This is a genomic window from Allobosea sp. BE125 (genome assembly GCF_031456075.1).
GTDB lineage: Bacteria > Pseudomonadota > Alphaproteobacteria > Rhizobiales > Beijerinckiaceae > Allobosea.
Genome location: NZ_JAVDTY010000002.1, coordinates 27,066 through 48,817, shown reverse-complemented (window position 1 = coordinate 48,817; position 21,752 = coordinate 27,066). Strand labels below are relative to the sequence as shown.

General features: G+C 61.1%; 22 protein-coding genes and 1 tRNA gene. 9 read left to right on the top strand and 14 right to left on the bottom strand.

Going from position 1 to position 21,752, the window contains the following annotated elements:
- Positions 1–21 precede the first annotated feature (21 nt).
- Positions 22–477, bottom strand: a complete 456-nt coding sequence (locus tag J2Y55_RS05555) for a hypothetical protein (RefSeq protein WP_310148914.1) — start codon at positions 475–477, stop codon at positions 22–24.
- Positions 474–1,031, bottom strand: coding sequence for a hypothetical protein (locus J2Y55_RS05550; RefSeq protein ID WP_310148911.1), 558 nt, complete (start codon positions 1,029–1,031; stop codon positions 474–476). The genes J2Y55_RS05555 and J2Y55_RS05550 overlap by 4 nt, the downstream gene beginning before the upstream one ends.
- Before the next feature lie 659 nt (positions 1,032–1,690).
- On the opposite strand from J2Y55_RS05550, the gene J2Y55_RS05545 reads away from it, so the two are divergent.
- From J2Y55_RS05545 to J2Y55_RS05535, 3 genes are all read left to right on the top strand, one after another.
- A complete protein-coding gene (locus J2Y55_RS05545; protein ID WP_310148908.1) occupies positions 1,691–1,885 on the top strand; it encodes a hypothetical protein in 195 nt (64 codons plus the stop codon).
- A gap of 9 nt (positions 1,886–1,894) precedes the next feature.
- Positions 1,895–2,464 carry a recombinase family protein gene (locus J2Y55_RS05540; protein WP_310148905.1) on the top strand — a complete coding sequence of 190 codons (570 nt, stop codon included), beginning with the start codon at positions 1,895–1,897 and terminating at the stop codon, positions 2,462–2,464.
- 151 nt (positions 2,465–2,615) lie between these two features.
- The gene (locus tag J2Y55_RS05535; protein ID WP_310148902.1) at positions 2,616–2,966 is read left to right on the top strand and encodes a helix-turn-helix domain-containing protein; all 351 of its coding nucleotides are present in this window, start codon (positions 2,616–2,618) and stop codon (positions 2,964–2,966) included.
- Positions 2,967–3,227: 261 nt separating this feature from the next.
- Here J2Y55_RS05535 and J2Y55_RS05530 read toward each other — a convergent pair whose 3' ends face one another.
- From J2Y55_RS05530 to J2Y55_RS05510, 5 genes are all read right to left on the bottom strand, one after another.
- On the bottom strand, positions 3,228–3,521 hold the full coding sequence (locus J2Y55_RS05530; RefSeq protein WP_310148899.1) for a hypothetical protein: 294 nt from the start codon (positions 3,519–3,521) through the stop codon (positions 3,228–3,230).
- Complete coding sequence (locus J2Y55_RS05525; RefSeq protein WP_310148896.1) at positions 3,518–4,105, bottom strand: hypothetical protein; 588 nt, start codon at positions 4,103–4,105, stop codon at positions 3,518–3,520. Before J2Y55_RS05525 ends, J2Y55_RS05530 begins: the two co-directional genes overlap by 4 nt.
- A 238-nt stretch (positions 4,106–4,343) precedes the next feature.
- A complete protein-coding gene (locus J2Y55_RS05520) occupies positions 4,344–6,884 on the bottom strand; it encodes a helicase RepA family protein (RefSeq protein WP_310148892.1) in 2,541 nt (846 codons plus the stop codon).
- Positions 6,885–7,281: 397 nt separating this feature from the next.
- Complete coding sequence (locus J2Y55_RS05515; protein WP_310148888.1) at positions 7,282–8,112, bottom strand: hypothetical protein; 831 nt, start codon at positions 8,110–8,112, stop codon at positions 7,282–7,284.
- 9 nt (positions 8,113–8,121) lie between these two features.
- A complete protein-coding gene (locus J2Y55_RS05510; protein ID WP_310148885.1) occupies positions 8,122–8,334 on the bottom strand; it encodes a helix-turn-helix domain-containing protein in 213 nt (70 codons plus the stop codon).
- Between the two features lie 547 nt (positions 8,335–8,881).
- Here J2Y55_RS05510 and J2Y55_RS05505 point away from each other — a divergent pair.
- A complete protein-coding gene (locus tag J2Y55_RS05505; protein ID WP_310148882.1) occupies positions 8,882–10,054 on the top strand; it encodes a DUF6161 domain-containing protein in 1,173 nt (390 codons plus the stop codon).
- Positions 10,055–10,476: 422 nt separating this feature from the next.
- On the opposite strand, the gene J2Y55_RS05500 is transcribed toward J2Y55_RS05505, so the two are convergent.
- The 5 genes from J2Y55_RS05500 to J2Y55_RS05480 form a co-directional block, all read right to left on the bottom strand.
- Positions 10,477–10,749, bottom strand: coding sequence for a hypothetical protein (locus J2Y55_RS05500; protein WP_310148880.1), 273 nt, complete (start codon positions 10,747–10,749; stop codon positions 10,477–10,479).
- A 584-nt stretch (positions 10,750–11,333) separates the two neighbouring features.
- Positions 11,334–11,534, bottom strand: coding sequence for a hypothetical protein (locus J2Y55_RS05495; RefSeq protein ID WP_310148878.1), 201 nt, complete (start codon positions 11,532–11,534; stop codon positions 11,334–11,336).
- Positions 11,515–12,243 carry an SOS response-associated peptidase gene (locus tag J2Y55_RS05490; protein ID WP_310150612.1) on the bottom strand — a complete coding sequence of 243 codons (729 nt, stop codon included), beginning with the start codon at positions 12,241–12,243 and terminating at the stop codon, positions 11,515–11,517. The genes J2Y55_RS05495 and J2Y55_RS05490 overlap by 20 nt, the downstream gene beginning before the upstream one ends.
- A gap of 218 nt (positions 12,244–12,461) precedes the next feature.
- Positions 12,462–12,845 (bottom strand): hypothetical protein, encoded by a 384-nt coding sequence (locus J2Y55_RS05485; protein WP_310148876.1) that lies wholly within the window; start codon positions 12,843–12,845, stop codon positions 12,462–12,464.
- Positions 12,842–13,384 (bottom strand): hypothetical protein, encoded by a 543-nt coding sequence (locus J2Y55_RS05480; protein ID WP_310148873.1) that lies wholly within the window; start codon positions 13,382–13,384, stop codon positions 12,842–12,844. The genes J2Y55_RS05485 and J2Y55_RS05480 overlap by 4 nt, the downstream gene beginning before the upstream one ends.
- Positions 13,385–13,491: 107 nt before the next feature.
- Here J2Y55_RS05480 and J2Y55_RS05475 point away from each other — a divergent pair, with 107 nt between their 5' ends.
- Both J2Y55_RS05475 and J2Y55_RS05470 read left to right on the top strand, forming a co-directional pair.
- A complete protein-coding gene (locus J2Y55_RS05475; protein ID WP_310148871.1) occupies positions 13,492–14,436 on the top strand; it encodes a peptidoglycan-binding domain-containing protein in 945 nt (314 codons plus the stop codon).
- Positions 14,411–15,919: a hypothetical protein gene (locus tag J2Y55_RS05470; RefSeq protein ID WP_310148868.1), complete on the top strand. Its 1,509-nt coding sequence runs from the start codon at positions 14,411–14,413 to the stop codon at positions 15,917–15,919. The genes J2Y55_RS05475 and J2Y55_RS05470 overlap by 26 nt, the downstream gene beginning before the upstream one ends.
- 723 nt (positions 15,920–16,642) lie before the next feature.
- Here the strand turns inward: J2Y55_RS05470 and J2Y55_RS05465 are convergent.
- Positions 16,643–16,732, bottom strand: a tRNA-Ser gene (locus J2Y55_RS05465).
- 547 nt (positions 16,733–17,279) lie between these two features.
- On the opposite strand from J2Y55_RS05465, the gene J2Y55_RS05460 reads away from it, so the two are divergent.
- The 3 genes from J2Y55_RS05460 (at position 17,280) to tmk (ending at position 20,428) form a co-directional block, all read left to right on the top strand.
- Positions 17,280–18,359 (top strand): septal ring lytic transglycosylase RlpA family protein, encoded by a 1,080-nt coding sequence (locus J2Y55_RS05460; RefSeq protein ID WP_310148865.1) that lies wholly within the window; start codon positions 17,280–17,282, stop codon positions 18,357–18,359.
- Between the two features lie 49 nt (positions 18,360–18,408).
- Positions 18,409–19,629 (top strand): D-alanyl-D-alanine carboxypeptidase family protein, encoded by a 1,221-nt coding sequence (locus tag J2Y55_RS05455; protein WP_310148860.1) that lies wholly within the window; start codon positions 18,409–18,411, stop codon positions 19,627–19,629.
- 163 nt (positions 19,630–19,792) lie between these two features.
- Positions 19,793–20,428, top strand: coding sequence for a dTMP kinase (tmk, locus tag J2Y55_RS05450; protein WP_310148856.1), 636 nt, complete (start codon positions 19,793–19,795; stop codon positions 20,426–20,428).
- Between the two features lie 38 nt (positions 20,429–20,466).
- Here the strand turns inward: tmk and J2Y55_RS05445 are convergent, their stop codons facing one another.
- Entirely contained in the window at positions 20,467–21,747 is a 1,281-nt protein-coding gene (locus tag J2Y55_RS05445) for an MGH1-like glycoside hydrolase domain-containing protein (protein ID WP_310148853.1), read from the bottom strand.
- Positions 21,748–21,752 lie beyond the last annotated feature (5 nt).

Below are 21,752 nucleotides of genomic sequence, written 5' to 3'. Positions count from 1 at the left end.
ACAAATTGTCGCCTCCTATCGTTACTGCAACACAAGCGACGGTGGTTGCCGCGTCGCAAGCGTAACGTTGAGCTTCGACGCGATCCGGTCGCCTCGGCCGTCGATCTCGCGCTCGTTGAAGATGATGCCGAGTGTGAAAAAAGTGATGCGGAGATACGCCTGCCAGTCGGCTTGCAGGTGCGGATCCGGATCGACCACCAGAATGGCAAGCGCCTGCATGCCGAGATGGACCTTTTTCGGCTCGAGCCGTGAAGCGAGCACTTCGGCAAGAATAGGGCTGGCGGCCTCCGCAGCTATGGCGATTTCGCGAATGAGCTCGCTGTGCGGATCGCGCCAGCCAGTCTCGCCGAGTGTCGCTCCGCAGACGATTTCAATCGCCATCAAGGCGTTCCATGCCGGATCTTCGCCAGCAGCCGCTTTCAAAAGCCGGTCGCGTACCGTCTGGAGGCATTGCCGGAGGTCGGGTTGTTCCCTCATGCCGCGCGCTCCAGCGAAGAGGCGATGATCGCTGCGACTGCGGAATTCCGACGGTTTGCCGCGCGCTGCTGAATTCTATTGTTCAGGTCCTCGTTGTGAGCGCAATTGCGCATGATCCTGACAACGTCGACGGCATCGCGGATCACGTCGGGTCCGCGCCGAGCGCGCTCTTCGTCCGACTCGGCCAGATGGGCGGCGAGGACGAAGAGGCCGTCAAAACCCCGCATGATGACCCCGGCGGCCCTGTCGGGCGCGCGCCGAACCACAGCGAATTGTGCGTCGAGAATGCCCCGGATCAGATGATCTCGGGACTGGTGGGAGATGCGCTCGGGACGCCGTTTGCTGGCGGCGTTGGCCAGGAACAAGCAGGCGTGAGACAGCCGATAATAGGTATCCTCGGAAAAAACGGTGAGGCGCTCGAACTCGTCCATCGCCTTAGCGATGTCGATATCAAGCTCTTCCAGCCTGCGGCCGGGCAGTTGCCGGTCGGCGGTCGGCGAACCGTCGAAATCTTCGTTGAGGCCCTGCGGCCCAATCTGTTTGGATTGGTCCATTCCAATCTCCACCACGCCGGTGCGGTCGAGAGTGAATTTCGGCCTGATGACGCCGCGAAAAAAGCACCGAGAAAGCGGTCAATATCGCGGCGCTCGAATATCATGATAGGCTCTAGCAGTGACCAAAAGTTCCAGCGCGACGCGATTTTGTATGGACCGCGGGTGCTGACTTTGGACCGCGCGGCGGAGTGCAGCCAGGGGGCGGGGCCGGGCAGGGGCGAGGGTGCCGCGCGCCCCTCTGGCGGTCGAGGGCGGGGAGCGTGAGCGATGATGCCTGCAGATCTCCGTGCGCACTTCATAGGCGCGGTGGCGCACATGGTGGCCGACGAGCTTGCGGAACAGCCGCTCCCGCCCGCAGCGGCGGAGCGCATTGGCGCAATGCTCGCGGGCATTATTGAAGCGGCTGAAGAGCTGCGCCTTCAGCTCGCACCCCGTGCGGAGTCGGTTAGGTCTCCGACCGTCTCGCCGAGCCCGACGACAGCAAACGTTGTCGAGCTGCGAGCGCGGCGGCGTACCTAATCCCGTCCGAACCGTCTCATTTCGGTATACCCCAGCGGAGCAACTGCGTGAGACAAAAATTATGTCTCAATAGGGTTGACAATGGAATTTTGGGACGATAGCAAGAAAGGGCCTAGACCCTATTGAGAAAGATTGGTCCCATGTTGAACATTGAGACGAGCATCGGCGAAACCGAACTACGCAATTTCTGGACGGTTGCTCGTGAGCTAGCCGAAGCCAAAAGGAGACGGCGGTTCGGCGCAATTCGCAACGCCATCGATGAAATCGAAGCCATTGCGATGCACACGAAACGCCCGGCGCTGCGCACCGCTGCACAGCGACTCTTAGCGTCCTGAGGAAGGCCAATGACAATTTTCGGCTATGCGCGGGTTAGCTCCGTTGGTCAGGACCTCACGCTTCAACGTGAGGCCTTGCACGCCGCCGGGTGCACGATAATTCGTGAGGAGAAGGTCTCCGGTGCCTCTCGAGAGGGGCGCCGCGAACTCGAGACGGTTCTGGAATTCATCCGGCCGGGCGACACGTTGGTAGTCACGCGAATTGACCGGCTGGCGCGATCGATTGGCGATCTCCAGGACATCGTGCGATCGCTAAAGGCGCGCGGGGCGGTCCTCAAGGCAACTGAGCAGCCCATTGACACGGCGTCGGCGGCCGGCAAGGCGTTTCTCGACATGCTCGGCGTGTTTGCCGAGTTTGAGAACAACCTCCGGCGCGAGCGTCAGGCCGAAGGCATAGCCAAGGCGAAAGCCGCAGGCGTGTACCGCGGCCGTAAGCCGTCGGTGGATGGTGCTGCTGTCCGCAAACTGAGCGCCGAGGGCGTGGGTGCCAGTGAGATCGCGTCTCATCTCGGAATTGGCAGGGCGAGCGTCTATCGCGCACTCGAAGAAGCGGGTAGCGAGGGCAAGAAAAGAAAGTGACGGAAAATTTCAAATGTGCTTAGATTAATCGCTCAAAATTGGTCTAGGCAGCTGCGTTTTGTGCCAATAACCTGAATAACTGTATGTTAAAACTGATGGTGTTTGTTGATGTCGGCTGACAAGTCCGCTTTGACAGACGCCATTATTTTTTATGACCCTCTTATCGCTCAACAATTTGGGTGCCAGGGGTGTGGATAACGAAAACAACAAATTGAACTCTGGTCCGAACGATCTCCTTATAGAAGCCGAGGTCGCACGGATCCTGCGTCGGTCGACCAGCGCCATTAAACGCTATCGTTTGAGCGGAAAGCTCGCTTTCATCCCTGGCCGGCCTGTCCTCATCGCTCGCTCGGATCTTCTCGCCTTCATCGACAATGAAAAGCGTCGAGCCGCGCTGCTTCACCAACCCGAGGCCGCCAGGCTGAGCGATCGGGAACGACGCGTGGAAGAGGCACGAGCTTGGGCGCTCAAGGCTATCGCCAAGAAGCGCACTCCCCGTTGAGAACGAAGATCGAAAATGCGCCTGAGGAATGGCCACAGTTCCTGACGCAGGCTGGGGCCGCCGAGGCCATCGGGAGGCCAAAGAGGGTCATCGAAGATTTGCGTGTGTGAGGTGTTTTGCCTTACCTGCCTGGTCGGCCGGTGCTGATAGAGCGCGACGATCTTCTGTCACGGCTAAGTATGCGTCCTGCAACGCCTAGGGCGCACGGGCCAAATGATTCAAGATTATGGCGAAGCTCGCCGTGCTGTTGCGTCGTACAGCCTAGCTGAAGACGTCGGGCTCGGGCTCTGCATGACGCCTGGAAAGAAGCCCAGAAAGAGCGCTTTCGAGCTGTTGCGGCGTCATTTCATGAGGGTCGGTCTCGTCAAGCTGCGTCGCCCCGCGATCAAAATATCCGCCTGCCCGCAGGATCGAGGTCGCAGCGGAAGAACGGGCAGAGGGCTGAGCTTTCTTATCTCGGCAAACCTCAAGCGCCGCTTCAAAAGCTGCTTCCGCACCTTCGACCTGTATGCGCTCAATGAGGCGCTGTTTGCGCCGTTTGGCTTCGCCGTTCATCCAAAAATCCCTAGGTTTTCATTCGTAAGGCTGTCCAATCGAGCCTTGGCCTCACCCAACAGCCGGTTGAGCTCCGCGAATTCCGGGGCGGTGGAGGTGGCCAGCGAGGACGCCGGCTCGTCGAGTTTAACGTGTTTGACCCCGGGAAGGCGGGCAGATCGGCGCTTCGCCGCTGGGCCGGGCTTGTGAGCGGCCTGCCAGCGACGATACTGCTCCCGCTGTTCCGGCGTCATCGCCGCTAGGCGCCTCTCCCGCTTCCGCGCTGTAAGGTCGAGATCTCGCAGTTTGCCACCTAGCTTTGCGTCTGCTCCTGGTGCATTGGCCTTCGGCCATCGCGGCTTGTGCCAGTTGTCCCCCGACGGCGTCGAGCCGCCGTGGTAGACGCATCGCCCGTTGGCCATTGCGACCTGTCGGCAGGGCTCGCCAGTCGATTTCGATTTTGCCCCACACTTCGGCTTCAGATGCCGTTTCGCATTCAGCTCCACCATCAGGTGGCGGGCGCACGCCCGGCCTGCCTGCGTGCGGGTCCATGTCACGATGCGCCGCCCCCGGCGATCGAACTCGCGCGGCGTCTTCACCGGCATGCGCCAACTCCGCGCGCATGAGGTATCGCTGCGGCGAGAATTATCCAGGCCGATCGGACAATCCGTCCGTGATTTTGTTGGTGTTGAATATTGCTCGCACGCGGCCAACCCGGTGCAAACGGTAAACCGGTAGCCCCTAAAGGGTGGCTACCGGTTGTACCGGTTTTGATGCACGACCGGTAGTCGTCATTTTTCCGGTTTTCTACCGGTTTGTACCGAATAAGATAAGCTGCTGAATTCATTGGAAAATATCCGTGTAGCAACCGTGTACCGAATGCTCGCCGGACAGGGCGTCCGGAGAAGCTGCCGGGGTTGTCGTCGAAACCGAACCGGTAGAGGCATTTTCCGACCCGCGACCGTCCCGGATCGCTCTCAACGCCCACATTCCGCGGCTGATTTTCTCGACCTGATTTTTACCGGCCAGGTGGCGCAAGTGCGTCCTGAGCGTTTCGGCGTTGCTGCCCTTCAGCAATCCGCTGTCGCTTATCTCCTGCGCTGAAAATCCTCGCGCCGATGGTGACGTCTTGTGGAGACGTCTCAATGCGTCGAGGACTTCCTCCTCCGCGCGTGTTGCTGCACTCGATGCGTGGGCGTTGTCTTGCGATAGCTCCGCGTCGAATGCGACTGTGCAGCTCGAAACAACACGATCGTTTCGATCAAACCCGAGCACAACGCGGTTTAAGCGGAAGGCTCTTTTGAAGGCTCCTTCCATGTCGCGCTGCTTGGTGACCTCCATTTGGCCGGCGGTGACCTCGATCTCCGTGTCTGTGGCTGCGCGCAGCAAGGAATGCCCGCGGGCGCCCTTGGCTTGGTTCTTACCAGAATGGTGCACAATGATGACGTGCGCCTTGGTGACAGAACGAAGGCGGTCGATATGGCGGACCAGCTTGCCCATATCGACACTGCTGTTTTCGTCACCCCCCGCCAGCGCTCGCGACAGCGTATCGATGACGACCAGACCAACGCCATCGGCGGCACGGATAGCGGCAATCAGCGGTTCGAGATCAGCGTCGGCCCTGAGCAGGTCGACGCTGGACGGATAGAGATGAAATGCGGCGTCGTGTCGCCCGCTCTCGCAGACAAGTGCGTGCAGGCGTCGCATTGCGCCCCGGCCGCCCTCGGCCGCAACGTAAACGACCGGCAGGCCGGCGGTCCTCTGGCCTGCCCATGGGCTGCCGCAGGCGACGCTGAAGGCCAAGCTCATCGCGACAAACGTCTTACCGACGTTGCTATCGCCATAAAGGACAGACAGCGCACCCCGGTCGAGGAGTCCGTCAACAAGCGGCTCGACAGCGTCTTCTAGCCCGCGCTCGAGAACATCCGCGATCGACAAGAATTTCAGACCACTCGGCGCCTTGGACTGCTCCTGGAAAACTGATTGCGGGTCGTCGGCCGCATTCGGCTCGTCTTCGAGATCAGTGAAATGGGCGTCGAGATCGGGCCAAAGCACATACTGAATTCCGCCATGTGCCTGCGAGTGGATAATCGGGCGACCGCGCCCCTCGGCGTAAATGATTGCGAGGTTGCGACCGCCGCCGTACTCCGGCTCCAGCGGATCGGCGCACGTCTTCTCGTGGTACGCGCCAGGGTTTGCCAGGATCTCGGCGGGTGTGACCGTGCCTCCGTCGTCCAACACGATATCGATCGAGTTGCCGCTGAGCTCGTGCCGCTCGGCGGCGCCTCTCAGCGAGCGGCGGGCACGATCCTCCGATTCACCTTTTGCCATGCGCTCAGCAACGCGCTTTTCAATCCAGACGGCGCGCTGCGCTTCGGCCTCTTCCCGCAGGGCGTGGCGGATGTTTTCACATTGCGCCAGAAAGTCATGTTCTTCGTCGGGGCTAAGTGCGGGTAGGGCGCGAGTGTCGAGCAGTCCGCCATCCGAAACGGTTGGCTCGCGAGCGTTGGCGATATGTGCGAGCCCATCGCCTAGCTCGGCATTGGCCTCGTAGACAATCCGCTCTGGCGCAGACGCCGAAACGTCGACAGGAGAGCAAATACCCACGACGCCGGACTGTCGAACTGTGCCGAAGCCGTATCCGGCAATTATGAGACGTTTGTGCAGGCGCTCGACGAAATCGGCAGCGTCCAGGCCGTCAGCCACCACGTAATATCGATGCTGTCCGCTATCTGAGGTCTGTTCGCCGGTCGCGACATTCCAAACGCCCGTTGACGCGGAATTCCGGCACAGCGACGCAGCATCCCTGAAACCCGGGAAGACCTGGCGCAGGACAGCAGAAAGATCGCCCGCGGCTTCGATCTGGGAGCGCAAACTACCGGGATACGCCCGCGTATCGAAGTCGATCATGAGCAGGGAGGGGCCGGGCGCCGCGCGAAAGTGCTCGCTGGATCTTGCAATCGATCCCGGGTTTTCCCGAAGCTCCTTCTTAGTGACGACCTTGTGGGTATTTGCGCCAGCCGGCGGCGCGGTTGTCACGATCGCTTGGCGAGACGACAGCCCGCACAGCAACTCGGCGAGGCCGTGAAGAACGTCGGCAGGGCCGTCGCCGGTGAGCTGTGTTCGCGTGGCGGTGCCGTTCGAGAACTCGCCGCGCCCCGTCCCTTCAATCTTTCCCGTCGCTCCGATCTCGAAGTTTTTCGTGAGCGCACGTCGACTCTCAAGTGTCGTAAGGTTGATGGTGAGCACCGCGCGAGGCTGGCGAGCGCTTGATGTAGCTTCGGAAGCGCCTCGCATTTTCTGGGATAGGTAGTCAGCCAGTGACGGCTGCGGCATATGGCCGTTGATCCCGTTCGGCTTCGGCTCTATATTCGAGGTCGGCATTTGAAAATCCTTGCGGCCGGCCGTCGTTACAGCGACGCGCCGGCCGATTTGTTTTTCATAGGTTCGGGTTCACCCACGCCAGCCGCGGCCGGGAGCGGCACGCGCGACCCTGTCTCTCCTGAAGATTGCGAACGCTTTCCGGGCAGATCCGCAACGGCGAACGATCATTCGATGTCAGGCATGGGCGGCCGTCCGTCGTCGTTAGTTCGTGAGAGGAGAGGGCGGTGTGGACCCAGGTTCGGGATCGGCCGAGCAGGAGCGCGGCTTGAGCGACTGTCAGATGATCGGGCTCGTGGAACAGTGTGGCGTTCGACATGGTTTGCTCCGGGTTGGGATCTGCATCGTGTCCCGCGGCTAACCGCGAAAAAATGCCTATCTGACCGGCTGAAATCGCGGCCTAGGCGGTAGCCAGGAGCTCCGAGTTCTTTTGTTCGAGCTGCCGAGCTCCAACGCACAAGTCGAAGCGAGCATGAATGGCGCGGGCCAGGGCTGCTCCTTTAAGGCTGCGGAACCCCAAGGCCGGGGCGCGGTCATGGACGCGAAGAAACATCCCGATTTGCTGCGTAAGTTCGAAGTCGGTTCGGGCCACGAGATCGATCACGGCTTCGCGGTCCAGGCCGGCGCGCTTGCACGCCTGTAGCCATCTGCCGACCCGGGCAGATCGAGCGGCAAGCGCCCTCGCTACGTGGTCGCTTGTAAGGCGCGATGCCGCTCCGGGGATGCCGCCTGTGTTCAGCCAGTCCGCCAACGCCTTCGGGCCGGCGCACTTCGTAAGATGCTCCGCGGCGTAGATCACGTCCTGCGAGATCCGCCGGTCGTATTCGTTGTCACGAGCAGGCTTCGAGGGGGAGATGCGCTTCCTTCGCTCTCGCGTGGCATCCTTCTGGTCCGCTAACATGAGGCGCAGCCGCCAATCACCGACGATGTCGTCGATCATCGCGAGCCCGCCGGCCGCCTCGACCCAAGTCTCTGGCGCACCGCGCTCCAACAGTCGTTTTCGGGCAAGATCCCTGAAGCTCTGGTCTTGCCGCTCGAGGTGGGACCTCCACCGGTTCCACCACGCGGTGACCTCGGTGGCGTCGAGAGCCGCGTAAGCTTCGTCCGCTGCCGTCATCCACAAGGGCGGCACGAAGTCTCCGCTCACGGTCGCCTCGCATTCGCACAGGAACTCGAAGCGGCTGCCAGGCGCGGGCTGTGTCAGAAACCGGGATTTGTCGTCAGCACCCATCGTCGGGTCTCAGTCGAAAATCGAGGACGTCGACAACTGTGTCGCGGCCCCCAGGCTGAGCAAGGCGTCAACATCAGCACGCCGGAATAGCGTTCGACGCCCAATTTTCACGGAAGGGAGCCGGCCGGAGGCAACCAGGCGATAAACCGTCGCCTCGGAAATCCCGACATAGCTCCGCAGCTCTTTGGCGGTCAGTGCCGCCCTTTGTGACAGATCGCTCATTGCCCTCTCGCTCTTCGGTATGAGCAAGAGATGGGGTCAGAAGGAAGTGGCGTCAACAAGAAAATATCTGTGATATCAATGGCTTATAGAGATACAATAGACATACGTTCAACATACACATTGCTAGATCCGCCTGCGTTTGCAGGTATTTGGGCTGAAACCTCAGTTTCGAACCCAGGGCGGGATTCGATATCCGCAGAGTTCGCGATTTTGCTGTCTCCGCCTGCGGCAATGCCAGATGCAAAAGGTGCGGCACCCACCTTTCAGACATCTCGACGAAACAGGGATGGTCTCAGTTTTGGTTCGGCAGCGTCGCTCAATCCGGGCGAGGTCTCCCACGGTGGGACAAATGCGATGCTTCCGGTACCGCAATTATTGAGGTGCACTCTCCCATCCAAAACGTCGAGCCTCCGACGTTTGAGTGAAGATCACTGCGAGTGCTGCACATCGCGCTTCGCGGAAGGGCAATGACTAGCTTGCCGAGTTTGCGATTCTCACCCAGCGTCATACGAGAAATCAAAACTGGGGGAGTGAAATGGCGAGGAAAATGCGGGAGCCGCTGCTCACGGTCGATCTGGGCGAGAACGGAGGTCTTCGACTATTCTACGACCTCGACGAGGTCGACGCGTTTCTGGCTAACGAAAGCGCCGCGGCACCGGCGCGAATTTTAAGAGGCCACATTGGCGGTGCGGCCTGGCAGCGTATTGTAGACGCACAAAATATGGTTGCAAATGCGAGAGGCGACCCGACCTATCTCGACAGGCTTGCTGAAACTCTCGCAGCAGCTTTTGGCGATAGGATCCCGTTCAGCTTTCCAACAGCGAGCGGACCTAGGGGCAAGTATGTCCAGGACATTGCGGAACAGAGGGGCGACGGCGTCGCTGCCGGCGCCATTGGCTACTTTACAAACCAGTTGGGCAATCTGACGCAGAGCAGTGAGACGATCCAAGGAGCTCATCTCGCGGCAGCCTTTGACATCGGCATCGACGCGAACAGCGCGAAGAATTTTCGGTCGGCCTTCAAGTCAATCGCTGATCAAGGCACACGGCATCACCGCAAATTCGCTGACGATAGCGCAGAGCTGTTGGGCGAAATCTCGGACCAGAGAGACGTGGCTACGAAGCGTCTTCGACGAGCAGCTGTCAAATGGACCTCGCGGTATCGGCGCCGGCTGGCAGATGCCAAGCAGCGCTTCGATGCGGCGGAGAAAGACATCCGCAACGTCGAAGATACCTACAAAGTCCAGATGGCTCTCCAAGCGCCCGTGGCCTACTGGGAACAAAAGAAAACGCGCCACCAAGATAAAGCTGTTTTCTATCGCAGGGTCCTCTGCGTGTTCGGGATCGCGGCCACCGTAGCTCTGGGCTGGTTGCTGTTCGAGGTAGCAAACCGCGTTGTCGTCGAAGCTGGGAAGGGCGCCGGCACGGGCGCTCTCGCGTATGCTGGCATCGGTGTCTTCGTAACGACGATCGCGTTCTGGGCCGCCCGGATCATGGTGCGCCTGTTTATGAGCGAACACCATTTGGCGATTGATGCCGAGGAACGCGCGATCATGGTGCAGACCTATCTCGCCCTGAAGCTCAAGGAGCAGGTCGGTCCAGAGGATCTTAAAATCATTCTCACCGGCCTTTTCAAGTCGACATCCGACGGCATCGTCAAGGACGACGGAGCGCCGGATATCGGTATTGCTGCCCTTCTATCGAAAGCTGCATCCAAGTGAGGCCTCAAAGCTCGCTGGGAGCAATTTCGAGCCGCCGGGCGCAATTTTGAGGATCTAGAAGCGCGCGCAGGAGGCGCGGTGGTATAGACCGCCCGTCGGCGACGGCGACATGCTCTCGTCACGCCCATGGCGGGACGCGCCGGTGGCTGGTCAACGGCAGAATCCCGCTTTGGAGCCCGCTGAGCAGCTCCGTGGCAGTGCATGGCACCCGCGTCCGGCGCGGGCTCCATGGCCTTCCCGAACCCGCAACGGTTGCGGATTTGCCTCTAGCCTTCTCTCCGATCAGAATCATGGAGAGCAGATCGCGTCCGTGCTGGCCTGATCCTGGGGCAGCGTTGATAGCGCTTCCTGCGCCGCATCATTGGATCGCCGCTTGACCCGGGTCGAAGCCGCCTATGGCCTTCTCTAGTCAATCAGGCGTTTCATGACGTGGAAGACAAGATTTGGGCTGGAGGCGGCTGGTCGCCGCTCCTCACCTCGGCCTTCCGCAGCCCGATACCGGCAATATCGTTTGCCGAAAGCCGCTGCATAGCCTGGACCGATTTGTAATCCGCAGCCCTTGGATCCGCCTTTACTGCGGCAACACATTCCACTTCGGTGTCCAGCCCGACGTAGAAGATTTGGCGATATGGCACTCCACCTGGCACGCTGCCATCAACCGCTACTGCCCACGCCTGTTCGGCTAGATCGCTCATTGAATTTTCCCACTCGGTAAAGGGCTGAAGCAGCCAACCCATAATCGGACCGAAGCTAAAACCCGGTTGGCGCCAGACGATTTCAAGCCCAACGCAACTCTTAGAGTGTCCCTACGGCATACGATATCGCAATCGGCTTATTCTCCACCGTCGAGGCGCGCAGGAAGGAAATGAGCGGGTGGCTTGGCGATGGCCGGTCAAGCATTCGTCGAGATATGGTGGAGAGGATGAAGCTCAGGGTCAGAGAATGAAACACGCATTGAAGTGGACGTTCATAGCCCTGGGCGTGACGCTCCTTGCGCTGTTCCTGATGCCCTCAAGTGAAGTGCCATTTTCGAAATGTCGAGCGTCGTGGATAGCTCAATTCAAGCCCGACCTGGGTCCAAACTTCACTGCAACTATCCGAGACGGGCAGTACATGATTGCGTGTATGGGAGCTGAGCGCTTTGGAGATAACGGCTGCCCGCCAGGCATTGCCGTCGCACACGCTGCTTGTTTTTCGCGCCGTCCATTTTGATGCTCCGCCGGTAGCTAAGCCGCTTCGCCACCCTTCAAGGGGGCGGCTTCAAGCGGGCGCGACTTTCTCAGCCGATCTTCTCTTCCATGGCCACGCGCTGCTTCACGAGTTCATCCAGCAAAGATTGCTGATCCTCGATTCGAGATGCCAATTGCTCTTCAGCGGCGGCGCCAGACACGCCGGTCGCCTGCGCTGTCAAATCGGAGATGTTCTTGCGCAGGATTGCAATGCGATCGTCCAACTCACTCTTAGACATATCCAGCTTCATCCTTTTTCAGGCCACGTGCGACGATCTCGAGCGTACCGTCGGGGAGAGGACGCTGAAGCCCCCTCGCAAGTTCCCATGGCGCCGTCATCCAGGTCTCGCATTCTTCCGGCGTCGTCAGGATCACCGGCATGGCCTTGGGATGGACCGCGCCAACCTCTCGGTTGGGTTCGGTGGTTAGGAAAGCGAAAAGGTCGGTGGTTTCGATCCCCGTCTTGATCTTGCGGACGCCGGTCCATGTGGGCGTCCAGATCCCGGCGAAGAACGCCAGCAGCCGATCCGGCGCGAGAGCGAACCAGACGTCTTGCTTTGTGCCGTGATCGAACTCGCTGAAGCTGGTCAGCAGCACGACGCAGCGACTCTCGACGCCGAGCCACGGCTTCCAATGGTTGCTCGAGGTGTTGCGGACGTTGGTCGTCCCGCCGTCAGGCTCCATCTTCAGCAACTCTTCAAAGTCGACCGGCTTGCCCTTGGCCTCCAGCTTTCCCGCTCTTTTCTTCGCCGCGTCGAAGATAACTCGCTTCGACGACGGCATTCCCCATCGCACCATCGCGAGTTCGCGCACGCCGTCAGGGGCGTTCCGGACGATCGGGGCGGGGTAGTCCGGGAAGATGCCAGGCATCGGCGGCAGATTGCCGGTCGTGTTGCGCATCGCCCGCGCTAAAGCGATGATCGCCGCTTGGCCCTTGGTCATGCTGTACAGGTTGCACATTGGGTCAGGCCACCTGAGTCCAGAGGTCGCGCGGGTCCGCGTTGCGGGCGGCCTTCTCATTCTGCATCCGCCGCTGTTCGATCCGTGCTCGATAAGGGCCGTCTCAAGCAGATGGGCGATCATGCCGAACCCGCGACGCTTGGCGTCCTTCGTCAGTTCTTCGATGCGGGTTACCAGATCGTCGACACGGCGCAGCGGGATTAGAGGAACAACCGACATCACTCGTCCCCACCACCAACACGCCGATGGCGCGGCTTCTGCCCAGGCTCGGCCGGCAGCATGTCCGCCTTGCCGCCCTCGATCAAGCTGAGGCCGCCCACGGCCGGCGGGAGGTCAGGTGGCTTGGTTGCGCCAAGGTCAGGGCAATAGCCGCCGCAGCGGTCATTGGTCAGGACGATGCGACCGCTTCGGCTCCGCGGCCGGTTCGGACAGGTCGCGTGGAACCGCGAGATCAGCGCCGCGATCGTTTCGGTCGCGCCGAACTTCTCCGCGAGCCGGGCAAGGCGTGAATCGCCATATCGCCGGCAGCGCGTGCAGCGGAAGCGGGCCACGATCCAAGGATAATGCTCGAGCGTCGTCTCGTCGGTTGGCGCCTGGCTCACGGTTCTTCATCAGGCACCGCAGGCCGAGCGCCGCTCGAAAACAGACCCCGGAGATAGCCATGCGAAACTGAGCGGTGGGCGTCCGCCAGCAACACGGTCATGTCGTGCAGCACTGCGCGTAGCGCTGCCCGTTCGCTACCGTGTTCGGCGACGAGATCGTCGATCTCGCACTCGATCTCCGTCGCTGGATCGGTGTCTTTAAGCCGTTCCGCCACCATTGCGCCCGCCCTCAGAAAATGAGAACATAATGAGAACAAAGATGCCTTTGGAGTCAAGCCATGGCCAATGTCGAGGCGTTCTTTCTCCAGCCCTTCAAGACGCACCGCAAGCGCTTGGCACCGGGCGAATGCGTTCTTGCGAAGACGAAGCGCCATGCCCTGAATGAGAGCTTGCGGTTCGGGCGCACGGCCGAGGGCATGGTGGTGATTCATGTCACTGCCGATGACGAAACCGGCGAGGTCAGCGAATTCGACGTGCTCGAGCAGCATGATCCCGGAGGAAATCGAGGAGGAGACCCGCGTGCTGTAATCCCGATTCAACGAGAGGCATCGTGGCGCATCGGATAGTGACGTAAGGTTGTGCTTGACTCCATTTCGTGGTGCGGCAAATATCTCCGCCAATTCAGAATAATGAACGGCGGGGCGCGATGTTATCTTTAGGTGACAAGAATGATGCCGTTCGGTCATTGCAGGAGATGCTGAATTTCTTGCATTTTAAAGGAAGAATGCAGTACAAGACAAATTCGCCTTATATTCCTCTTGAGATTGACGGCGTATTCGGTCCAGACACTGAAGATGCTGTTTTAGATTTCCAGCGCGAGAATAATCTTTACGCGGACGGCCGAGTCGGTCCGATTACGCTGCACCAACTTGAGTCTGATTTCAGCAGGCGAAGCATTGAACTGACGTCTCCAGCGGCGATCCCCCAGCCTGATAGCTTGACGATCGAAACCTACAACGTGGATGCCTATGAGGAGGGGTACAAGCGCGTCAGGCTGCGCAGCGACACGATGATGGCCTTCATTGATGTGGCTGTCGCGCTGAGGAGGGCTGGTGGTCTCATGACGTCGTCAGGCGGCATCCGAAGCCTAGACACCCCCGTAAATGCTAACCGAAGCGCGACTTCCCTGCACTATTCGGGCCGAGCCCACGATTTGTACGTATGGGCTGCGATGCAAAACCCTGACAAAGATCCGTACGTGGCGCAGCGCTTGGGAGATCGCCGATATCGGGTTTTCGCGCGCTGCTGGCCAGAGCGAGCCGAAGACGGCGCGCTTCCACCTCAAACAACGATCAAGGACGTAGTCACCTATCAGCAGCGCAGCAAGGGCGTGGCCGCCACTGGGCATTTCATTGATCTGACCGCCCTTTTTGACAGTGCTGGCTTCAAGCCGATTCGTGCTCGGCAAAGCTTCGAAGCGGGAGGTGACCGGCTTGGGGCCGAATGGTGGCATTTCCAATGGGAGAAGGGACTAGTGCCCGGCGTCTCGACATTCGGCGACGAGCTACTGAAGATCTACACCAAGCCGACTTTAGAAAAATATCCACCTTGGGTTTATCGGAGCTATGTCTGGCAGAAAGATTGGTTTTAGCTATTTGATTTCCATCATTAATCTCGATGTAAGGACTTCGCTGATGAAGGCATTAGTTTCAGCGGCGGCATTTTTTATTTTGAGCGCTTTGCAGGTCTCAGCACAACCTGCGCCGGCAGCGACTTGTGGCGGAACAACCGGCAACGATAGCGCACGGATACTTCTGAGCAAGACGCTCAACCGGCCCGCTGGCGGAACAGGGTCTCCACTCCTAGCAAACTCGATCGCAGAGATATCGGGGCTTACATCTCCAGAACGGCCGCTAGCGTCGATCGTCACAGGCTCCGAAATCGCCATCAGGGTCAAGCGGCCCAGCTCTCTCGATATTGCTAACTGGAACCAAGCTTACACATTCGGTGCCGCTGAGACAGAACGCCGTGTGGATCCGACGTCCAAGGAAGCGGCGAAAGAAACCGCAATCTTCACGACGCTTCGGGAACGCTCGGGCGATGATCTGGTCGTCAGGCTCAATGCCCCAGGGGCTGCCCGTTCCTTTTTTTGGGACGATTGGAGCATCGTGATCGTTATCTGCAGCGGAAACGACGACAAGATCCTCGCCTATACGAATACGAAAATCACTGTCTGGCCAGCAAAGACTGTCATCATTATCTCGTTAGCTGCCTTGCTAATCTTTTGGTCGGCGATATCTTTTGCAGCTTGGCAGCTTAATGCCCAAAAGCTCGAACAACTGTGGCAGAAGCACTGCGAGAAGAAAAAATTTAAAGATTATTTGGCGGCTCGCCGCTACATTTGGAAAGCGTGGCAAGCTAGCAATCCCATCTTTATTGCACAGGACAGCCTCGGATATGGCAGTTTGGCGCGAGTGCAGATCCTATTTTTCACCACCGTCGTCGGGGTGGTTCTATTCTATATCTTCATCCATAGTGGTGAGCTTACCTCTGTTTCCAATACTATTCTCATTCTCCTTGGCATCATGGTCGCTGGCGGCACTTTCGCCCGCGCCACGCCAGACTGGTATGGATTGTCGAGCGCGACGCGAAGGGTGCTGCTCGGTGAGGGCTTGATCGTTAAACAGTTGGAGAAGCCCCGCTTTTCCGATCTGCTGGAGACTCAAGGCGAGATTGATGTGGCAAAAGTCCAGGCGCTGATGTTCACGGTGATCGTCGCTATGAGCATCGTGGCGAAGGGCTACGGCGGGCTCAATGCGTTCGAGTTGCCCGAGCAGTTCATTTATTTGCTCGGCATCAGCCAGAGCGCCTATGTTTTAGGAAAGTTCGTCCCCACGGATGTCAAGCAGCGCATAGAGCAAGATTTCGAGCAGCTCAGGCAAGCGGCTGACAAGTTGCTGATGGACCCCGCCAACCAGCAACTGATCAATGCCTTCAGTCAAGCAAAAAACTCGGCCTCCTACACCTTGAAGGAGGTATTCCTCGATCGCTTTCAGGAAAGCAAACTTGCAACTATGGGCTCTGATCGGTTCTCAGAGTTGAAGCCCGCGGCGGCTCCATCAGGCACGCCATAAAGTTCACTACAGATTTCATAAAGCAAATTACCCGGCCCAGCGGCGAAGCGCCAAAGGCAAACATGGCTCCCTCACAGGGCGGGGCGCTCACGGTGGCAGCGGCCGGCGGGCCGCCAGATCCCAAATGGACCGCGCGAGCGACTTCAGCTGCTGGTCGTGGTGCGCCGTGACCGCGTCAAAGCTCTACGCCTGCTCGATGAAGCAGCTACTGATCGCGGCCGACTGCTCGACCAGGCCGAGCTTGACGCGGTCGCGTGCATGTCACGGTGACCCTGCTGCTGGGCGGTGTTCAAGGTTGTGATCGCTCTATCTTGCTCCCCGCACTGCGAGGGTGACCTGCGCAATCTGCGAGGGAAGATCGAGCTGCTCCGTGGCAATCTGCCCGTTGACGAGAAAGTTCAGCCCGCCGCTCCCGTCGGTGATTCGTTGATTTTCAGGGTCTCGGCTGCCACCCCGGTCTGGCTCTTGCGACGCCGGTCTCAGCCATAGTGACCGATGCCGGGCAGGCGCGCGGCGATCTGCCAAACCTGCCACGGCGCGCGGCGTGGCGTTGCCATTGCAGCAAGCGCAGCCGTCACGCCCGGAGACGATAGAGCGTGCCGCCGAGGGCAATGACCGTGCCGGTGACGACGAGCGAATTCGGGGCTTAGGGTGCGAATTAGGGTGCGCTGCGATCGGAAAAATCAAAAATTAAGCGATATCAGCGCGTTGCGCCAAATTAATTGGCGGAAGGGGTGGGATTCGAACCCACGGTGGGCTTGCACCCACGGCGGTTTTCAAGACCGCTGCCTTAAACCACTCGGCCACCCTTCCGGTGTGCTTGTCATTGCCGGGCGCATCGTGTTTTGGCAAGCCCGCTTATCGCGCAGGTGAATTTCGCGCCCTATTCGCCTGTCCTCGGGTGGCGGAAAACTCCGGCCAAAACCGAAAAACCTCTGCAATGGCAGGACGATCCGTCTCGTATGCGTCGGTCTTGGTCGCTGGCCGCGGTCGGGGCGAAAGCCTGCATGTTTCGCCGCCGCGATCGCGTTGCAGGGCTGCCACGCGCGCCCAAAATCGCGCCTTGTCCCCGTCCCAGGTTGACACGTGCCGCATTTCCGACACCTTTGTGCTCGCCCAAGAGCACACAGGTTGTCGTTAACGGTGTCGCGATCCGCGATCCTCCGCTTAACGATCTCTTAATTGGATTGTCCGAAAACTTCGGTTTCGCCGCTGATGCGGCTGGCCGGTCTGTTGAGTTTTTCGGCGCAGAAAGCGGAACGACGGAATGACTCGAGGCGCATGCTCATCGGTCCCGGAATCGTCCTCCGACGCGTCCGAGCCAGGCGGCCTCAGCAGTTACACTCTGACAACGCGCGTCATGCGCATTGGTTGCGTCGCGCTTGCCGGGCTTTTCGTCGCCAATTGCGCGGGTAATCAGGTCGCCCAGCGCGGCCGCTCCAAGGAAATCGGCGCGTTCCCCCAGTCTAAATACGGCCCTGCCAGCCCGCGCGTCGTCGCGGAGGGCGAGGACGTGCCCAAGGGTGGCGGGCGCCAATTGATCGGCAAGACGTATTCGGTCGCCGGCAAGCGCTACACGCCTTATGAGAAGCCGGTCGGCTACACGGCGGTCGGCACCGCCTCCTGGTATGGCGAGGCCTTCCATGGCCGCCGCACCGCCAATGGCGAGGTCTATGATCGCAACGGCATCAGCGCCGCGCACCCGACCATGCCGCTGCCGGCCTATGCCCGCGTCACCAACGTACTGAACAACCGCTCGATCATCGTACGAGTCAATGATCGCGGTCCCTATCACGGCAACCGCCTGATGGACGTCTCGCAGAAGACCGCCGAGGCACTGGCCTTCCGCCATCTCGGCACGGCCCGCATCAAGCTCGAATATCTCGGCCAGGCCTCGCTGGCCGGCTCCGACGACAAGCTGCTTCTGGCAACCTTGCGCACGGACGGACAGCCGGCTTCGATCCCGGGCACCAGCGCCCCGACCATGGTTGCAAGCACCGCCCCGACAGCGGCCGGCCGCTACGCCAGCGCCAATCTCGACGAAGCGCCGGCCGAGCCGGCCCGGCCTGCCGTCTCGCAGCCGATCGCGCAGGCCTATGCCGCCGAGCCGGTCCGCACCATCGCGCCGAGTGCTCCGGTCGCTGCCAGCATGGTCTCGACAGCTTCCACGAGCTCGGCCAGTGCAAGTTCAGCCAGCGTGGGCGTTCCGGTCCGTGGCGCGCCGCTGCCGCCCAACCGCCCCTTCGACCTCGACACCATCGCCAATGCCGGCAAGCCGGTCGTCATGCAGCCGCGGGCGACGCCGCTCCCGCCCGTGCGCACCAATGTCGCAAGCCTGTTCGCTGCGCCCGAGCGCAGCCCCACCCAGCGCTTCTCGAACGCGCATCCGCTGGTGCGCGATCTCTCGCCCCAGAGTTTGCAGCCGCTATCGCGCAATTGAAGCCGTTCGGGCTTGACCGCCCGAGCCCGCCTCTGCTTCAGATCGGAGCATGAGCGCGCCTGTTACCAGCAGCGACGGATCTGATCGACGCTCTGCCGCCTTGCGGCTGGGCGTCGTTGCGTTTCTGAGCCTGGTCCTATCGCTGGTTGGAACGGGCCTGCGCGCCCAGAATTTTCAATCGCCGGCGCCTTATGCCGTCCTGCTCGACTCAGCCAGCGGCACGGTGCTTTACGAGAAGGCCGCCGACGAGCTGATGGTCCCGGCCAGCCTCGCCAAGATCGCGACGGCGCTCGTCGCCTTCCAGGAGATCACGCAGGGGCGCCTCACCCTCGATAGCGAGATCGGCATTTCCGAGAACGCCTGGCGCAAGGGCGGCGGCGTCTCGGGCGGCTCGACGATGTTTGCGATCCTGAACAGCCGGGTGAAGCTTTCGGACATTCTGCAGGGGCTCATCGTCCAGTCCGGCAATGATGCCGCGATCGCGCTGGCCGAGGCCATCGCCGGTGATGAGCCCACCTTCGCCCGGGTGATGACGGAGCGCGTGCGCGCACTCGGCCTGACAAAATCCGTCTTCCGCAACGCGACCGGGGTAGGCGACCCGGAGCAGAAGGTCACGGCTCGCGAACTGGCAAGGCTCGCCGACCACATCATCAAGACCTATCCCGAGCTCTACAAGATCTTCGGCCAGCGCGAATTCACCTGGAACAAGATCAAGCAGCAGAACCGCAACCCCTTGCTGGCGATGGAGATCGGCGCGGATGGCTTGAAGACCGGCAATATCGACGAGGCGGGCTTCGGCCTTGTCGGCTCGGCGGTCCAGAACGGTCAACGCCTGATCGTCGTGGTCAATGGCCTGAAGACCGCGCGCGACCGGGCGCAGGAAGCGCGCAAGCTGCTGGAATGGGGCTTTCGCGCCTTCGAGGCACGCAAGATCTTCGGGGAGGACGAAATCGTCGGCGAGGCCAGCGTCTTCGGCGGCGCGAAGGGTCGTGTCGCGCTGAAGGCGAAAGGGCCTGTCAGCCTGCTCCTGCCGCGTGGCGCGGGCGAGCGCCTCAATGCGCGGATCGTCTATCGCGGTCCGCTGGTCGCTCCGGTTCAGGAGGGAGCCGAGGTCGGGCGCCTGCTCGTCACGCGCGGCGAGGTCAAGACGCTCGAAGTCCCGCTCTACGCCGCCGAAACCGTCGAATCCGGCACCTTGCAGCGCCGCGCGCTCGATGCGGTGATGGAGCTCGCCACAGGCTGGGTGCGCAAGGTCTTGAAGCGGAGCTGAACGGCGCGCAACCCAAGCCGGGATATGTCGTCACGCCTGTAAGGTTGCGTTATCGGCTGCCCTCGAATCTCGTATGCAGTCTTCGGCATCCGTGCGGCACCGCGGCAAACTGGTTTTGATGGCAATGCACAAGCAGTCTCGGCACAAGCGGTCTCGCGGTTTCATGATCGCCCTCGAAGGCGTCGACGGCAGCGGCAAGTCGGGGTTGGCGCGTTCCTTGTCCGCCGCATTGCGGGACGCCGGGCACGAGGTGCTGGCGACCCATGAGCCGGGCGGCACGGAGGCCGGCGCCGCCTTGCGCAAGATCCTGCTGGCCAGCAACGCCTATGATTGGACGCCCACCGCCGAATTGCTGCTGATGAATGCCAGCCGGCGGCAGCATATCGACCAGGTCATCCTGCCCGCGCTTCAGGCCGGCAAGATCGTGCTCTGCGACCGCTTCGTCGGCTCGACGATCGCCTATCAGGGCGCGGGGCGGGGGCTCTCAGAAGCGCTGATCCTCGATCTTCACCGCCTGACCATCGAGAATCTCTGGCCCGACCTGACGCTGGTGCTCGATCTCGACCCCGAGATCGCCCTGGGGCGGAGCCGGATGCGGTTGCAGCAGTCGCAGATCGACGAAGGCCGATTCGAGGCGCTCGACCTGGCCTTCCATCGCCGCGTTCGCCAATCATTCCTGGACCAGGCTGCGAAACTGCCGGCCCCGTACAAGGTCGTCGATGCCGATCGGCCGCCCGCGATCGTGGAACGGGAGGCTTTGAGCCAGGTCAGCGAAATTCTGGCCGAGAGAATTGCCTGACTAAAGAGCCGTTTGGCTGGCTTCCTTCATAATCCGAATCAAAGCGCGGTCAGCGCCTGCGGGCTGCTTGGCGATCCGCTCCAGGACAGCCACATCGCCGCGGTCCAGGAAAAATCCGGACCGCCGCAGCCGGCACCGTCGCGCGGGTCGAAATACTCCCAGAAGCCATTGCGCCGGACGAGCTCGCCGCTGTCCTGTCGGAGCGTGTTGGCCTCCTCGCTCAAGCCATAGCCGGACAGGCCGTCGGCGATCATCCGGTTCATCATCAGCCAGACCGGCCCGCGCCAGTAGCGCGTGGCATCAAAACGCCTGTCGCGCGGGTCGGTGCTGGCGACGGAGAAGCCGGCCACAGCCCGCGTCGCTGCAAGGTACTCTTTGAGGGCCAGCGCGTCCTCCTGGCTGGCGGTCCGGGCATAGAGCGGCAGGAAAGCAGCGCAGGTGACAGCCTCGCTCAATTGGCCGCTGCGCAGGTCGAGCGAGCGATAGAGCCCGTCCGCGCCTTTCAAGCGCTGCATCGCTGTCTCGCTGCGCGCAATCCAATCGCGCAGGGCTGTGGCTTCATTCGAGAAGCCGAGTTCGTCCGCAAGCTTGAGCAGATCACGATCGGCGCGCAGCAGGATCGACTGGATGCCGAGATCGCAGACCCGGAAGGAGAGGGTGCGGGCGACCGACACCCCGTCCCAGGCCAGCGCCTTGGCTTCCTCGACCAGGGTCATGACGCGGTTGTAGAAATCATGGGTCGGGCGCTGCGTGGGGTCGACATGGCCGAGATCCTTGCGCAGATGCGCGACATCGACGCTTGGGACGACATGGCTCAGCGGCTCGTCCCAATCCGGCGAATTGTCCCGGCCCGATTCCCAGGGGTGAACCATGGTGACGAGTCCCGTGCCGTCCGGGTCGCGGATCTCGTGCCACCAGCGATGCGAGGCGAAGAGTTTGGGGAACAGGGCCGCGATGCGCGCTGCATCGCCGGCGGAGAGATCGTGCAGCACGCGCGCGGCGGTCGCCGCCACGGGCGGCTGGGAGATGCCGGAGGTCAGCGGCTGGCGCTGGATGCCCCAGGCCTCGGGGCCAGGGTAATAGCCCTCGGCCGGGGCGCGGAAGACGATATGCGGCACCATGCCGTCCTGCCATTGGCCTTCGAACAAGGTCTCCAGCTCGCGCCAGGCGCGGTCGAGATCGAAGGTCGCGAAGCCGAGCGCGACGAAGGCGGAATCCCAGTTCCACTGAAAGGGGTAGACCCGGCCATTGGGGACGGTGAAGCCGCCGCGGTCGTTGCGGCGGAGCACGGCGCGCGCCGCGTCATCGCGATCGGTCAAAGGGG

Bases quoted from the DNA above. Each gene is read 5' to 3' on its own strand.
- J2Y55_RS05510 (WP_310148885.1), bottom strand. From the start codon at position 8,334: ATGAGCGATCTGTCACAAAGGGCGGCACTGACCGCCAAAGAGCTGCGG.
- J2Y55_RS05550 (WP_310148911.1), bottom strand. From the start codon at position 1,031: ATGGACCAATCCAAACAGATTGGGCCGCAGGGCCTCAACGAAGATTTC.
- J2Y55_RS05525 (WP_310148896.1), bottom strand. From the start codon at position 4,105: ATGCCGGTGAAGACGCCGCGCGAGTTCGATCGCCGGGGGCGGCGCATC.
- tmk (WP_310148856.1), top strand. From the start codon at position 19,793: ATGATCGCCCTCGAAGGCGTCGACGGCAGCGGCAAGTCGGGGTTGGCG.
- J2Y55_RS05455 (WP_310148860.1), top strand. From the start codon at position 18,409: ATGAGCGCGCCTGTTACCAGCAGCGACGGATCTGATCGACGCTCTGCC.
- J2Y55_RS05505 (WP_310148882.1), top strand. From the start codon at position 8,882: ATGCGGGAGCCGCTGCTCACGGTCGATCTGGGCGAGAACGGAGGTCTT.
- J2Y55_RS05540 (WP_310148905.1), top strand. From the start codon at position 1,895: ATGACAATTTTCGGCTATGCGCGGGTTAGCTCCGTTGGTCAGGACCTC.
- J2Y55_RS05530 (WP_310148899.1), bottom strand. From the start codon at position 3,521: ATGAACGGCGAAGCCAAACGGCGCAAACAGCGCCTCATTGAGCGCATA.
- J2Y55_RS05470 (WP_310148868.1), top strand. From the start codon at position 14,411: ATGTCTGGCAGAAAGATTGGTTTTAGCTATTTGATTTCCATCATTAAT.
- J2Y55_RS05500 (WP_310148880.1), bottom strand. From the start codon at position 10,749: ATGAGCGATCTAGCCGAACAGGCGTGGGCAGTAGCGGTTGATGGCAGC.
- J2Y55_RS05475 (WP_310148871.1), top strand. From the start codon at position 13,492: ATGTTATCTTTAGGTGACAAGAATGATGCCGTTCGGTCATTGCAGGAG.
- J2Y55_RS05545 (WP_310148908.1), top strand. From the start codon at position 1,691: ATGTTGAACATTGAGACGAGCATCGGCGAAACCGAACTACGCAATTTC.
- J2Y55_RS05515 (WP_310148888.1), bottom strand. From the start codon at position 8,112: ATGGGTGCTGACGACAAATCCCGGTTTCTGACACAGCCCGCGCCTGGC.
- J2Y55_RS05490 (WP_310150612.1), bottom strand. From the start codon at position 12,243: ATGTGCAACCTGTACAGCATGACCAAGGGCCAAGCGGCGATCATCGCT.
- J2Y55_RS05535 (WP_310148902.1), top strand. From the start codon at position 2,616: ATGACCCTCTTATCGCTCAACAATTTGGGTGCCAGGGGTGTGGATAAC.
- J2Y55_RS05555 (WP_310148914.1), bottom strand. From the start codon at position 477: ATGAGGGAACAACCCGACCTCCGGCAATGCCTCCAGACGGTACGCGAC.
- J2Y55_RS05520 (WP_310148892.1), bottom strand. From the start codon at position 6,884: ATGCCGACCTCGAATATAGAGCCGAAGCCGAACGGGATCAACGGCCAT.
- J2Y55_RS05460 (WP_310148865.1), top strand. From the start codon at position 17,280: ATGCGCATTGGTTGCGTCGCGCTTGCCGGGCTTTTCGTCGCCAATTGC.
- J2Y55_RS05495 (WP_310148878.1), bottom strand. From the start codon at position 11,534: ATGAAGCTGGATATGTCTAAGAGTGAGTTGGACGATCGCATTGCAATC.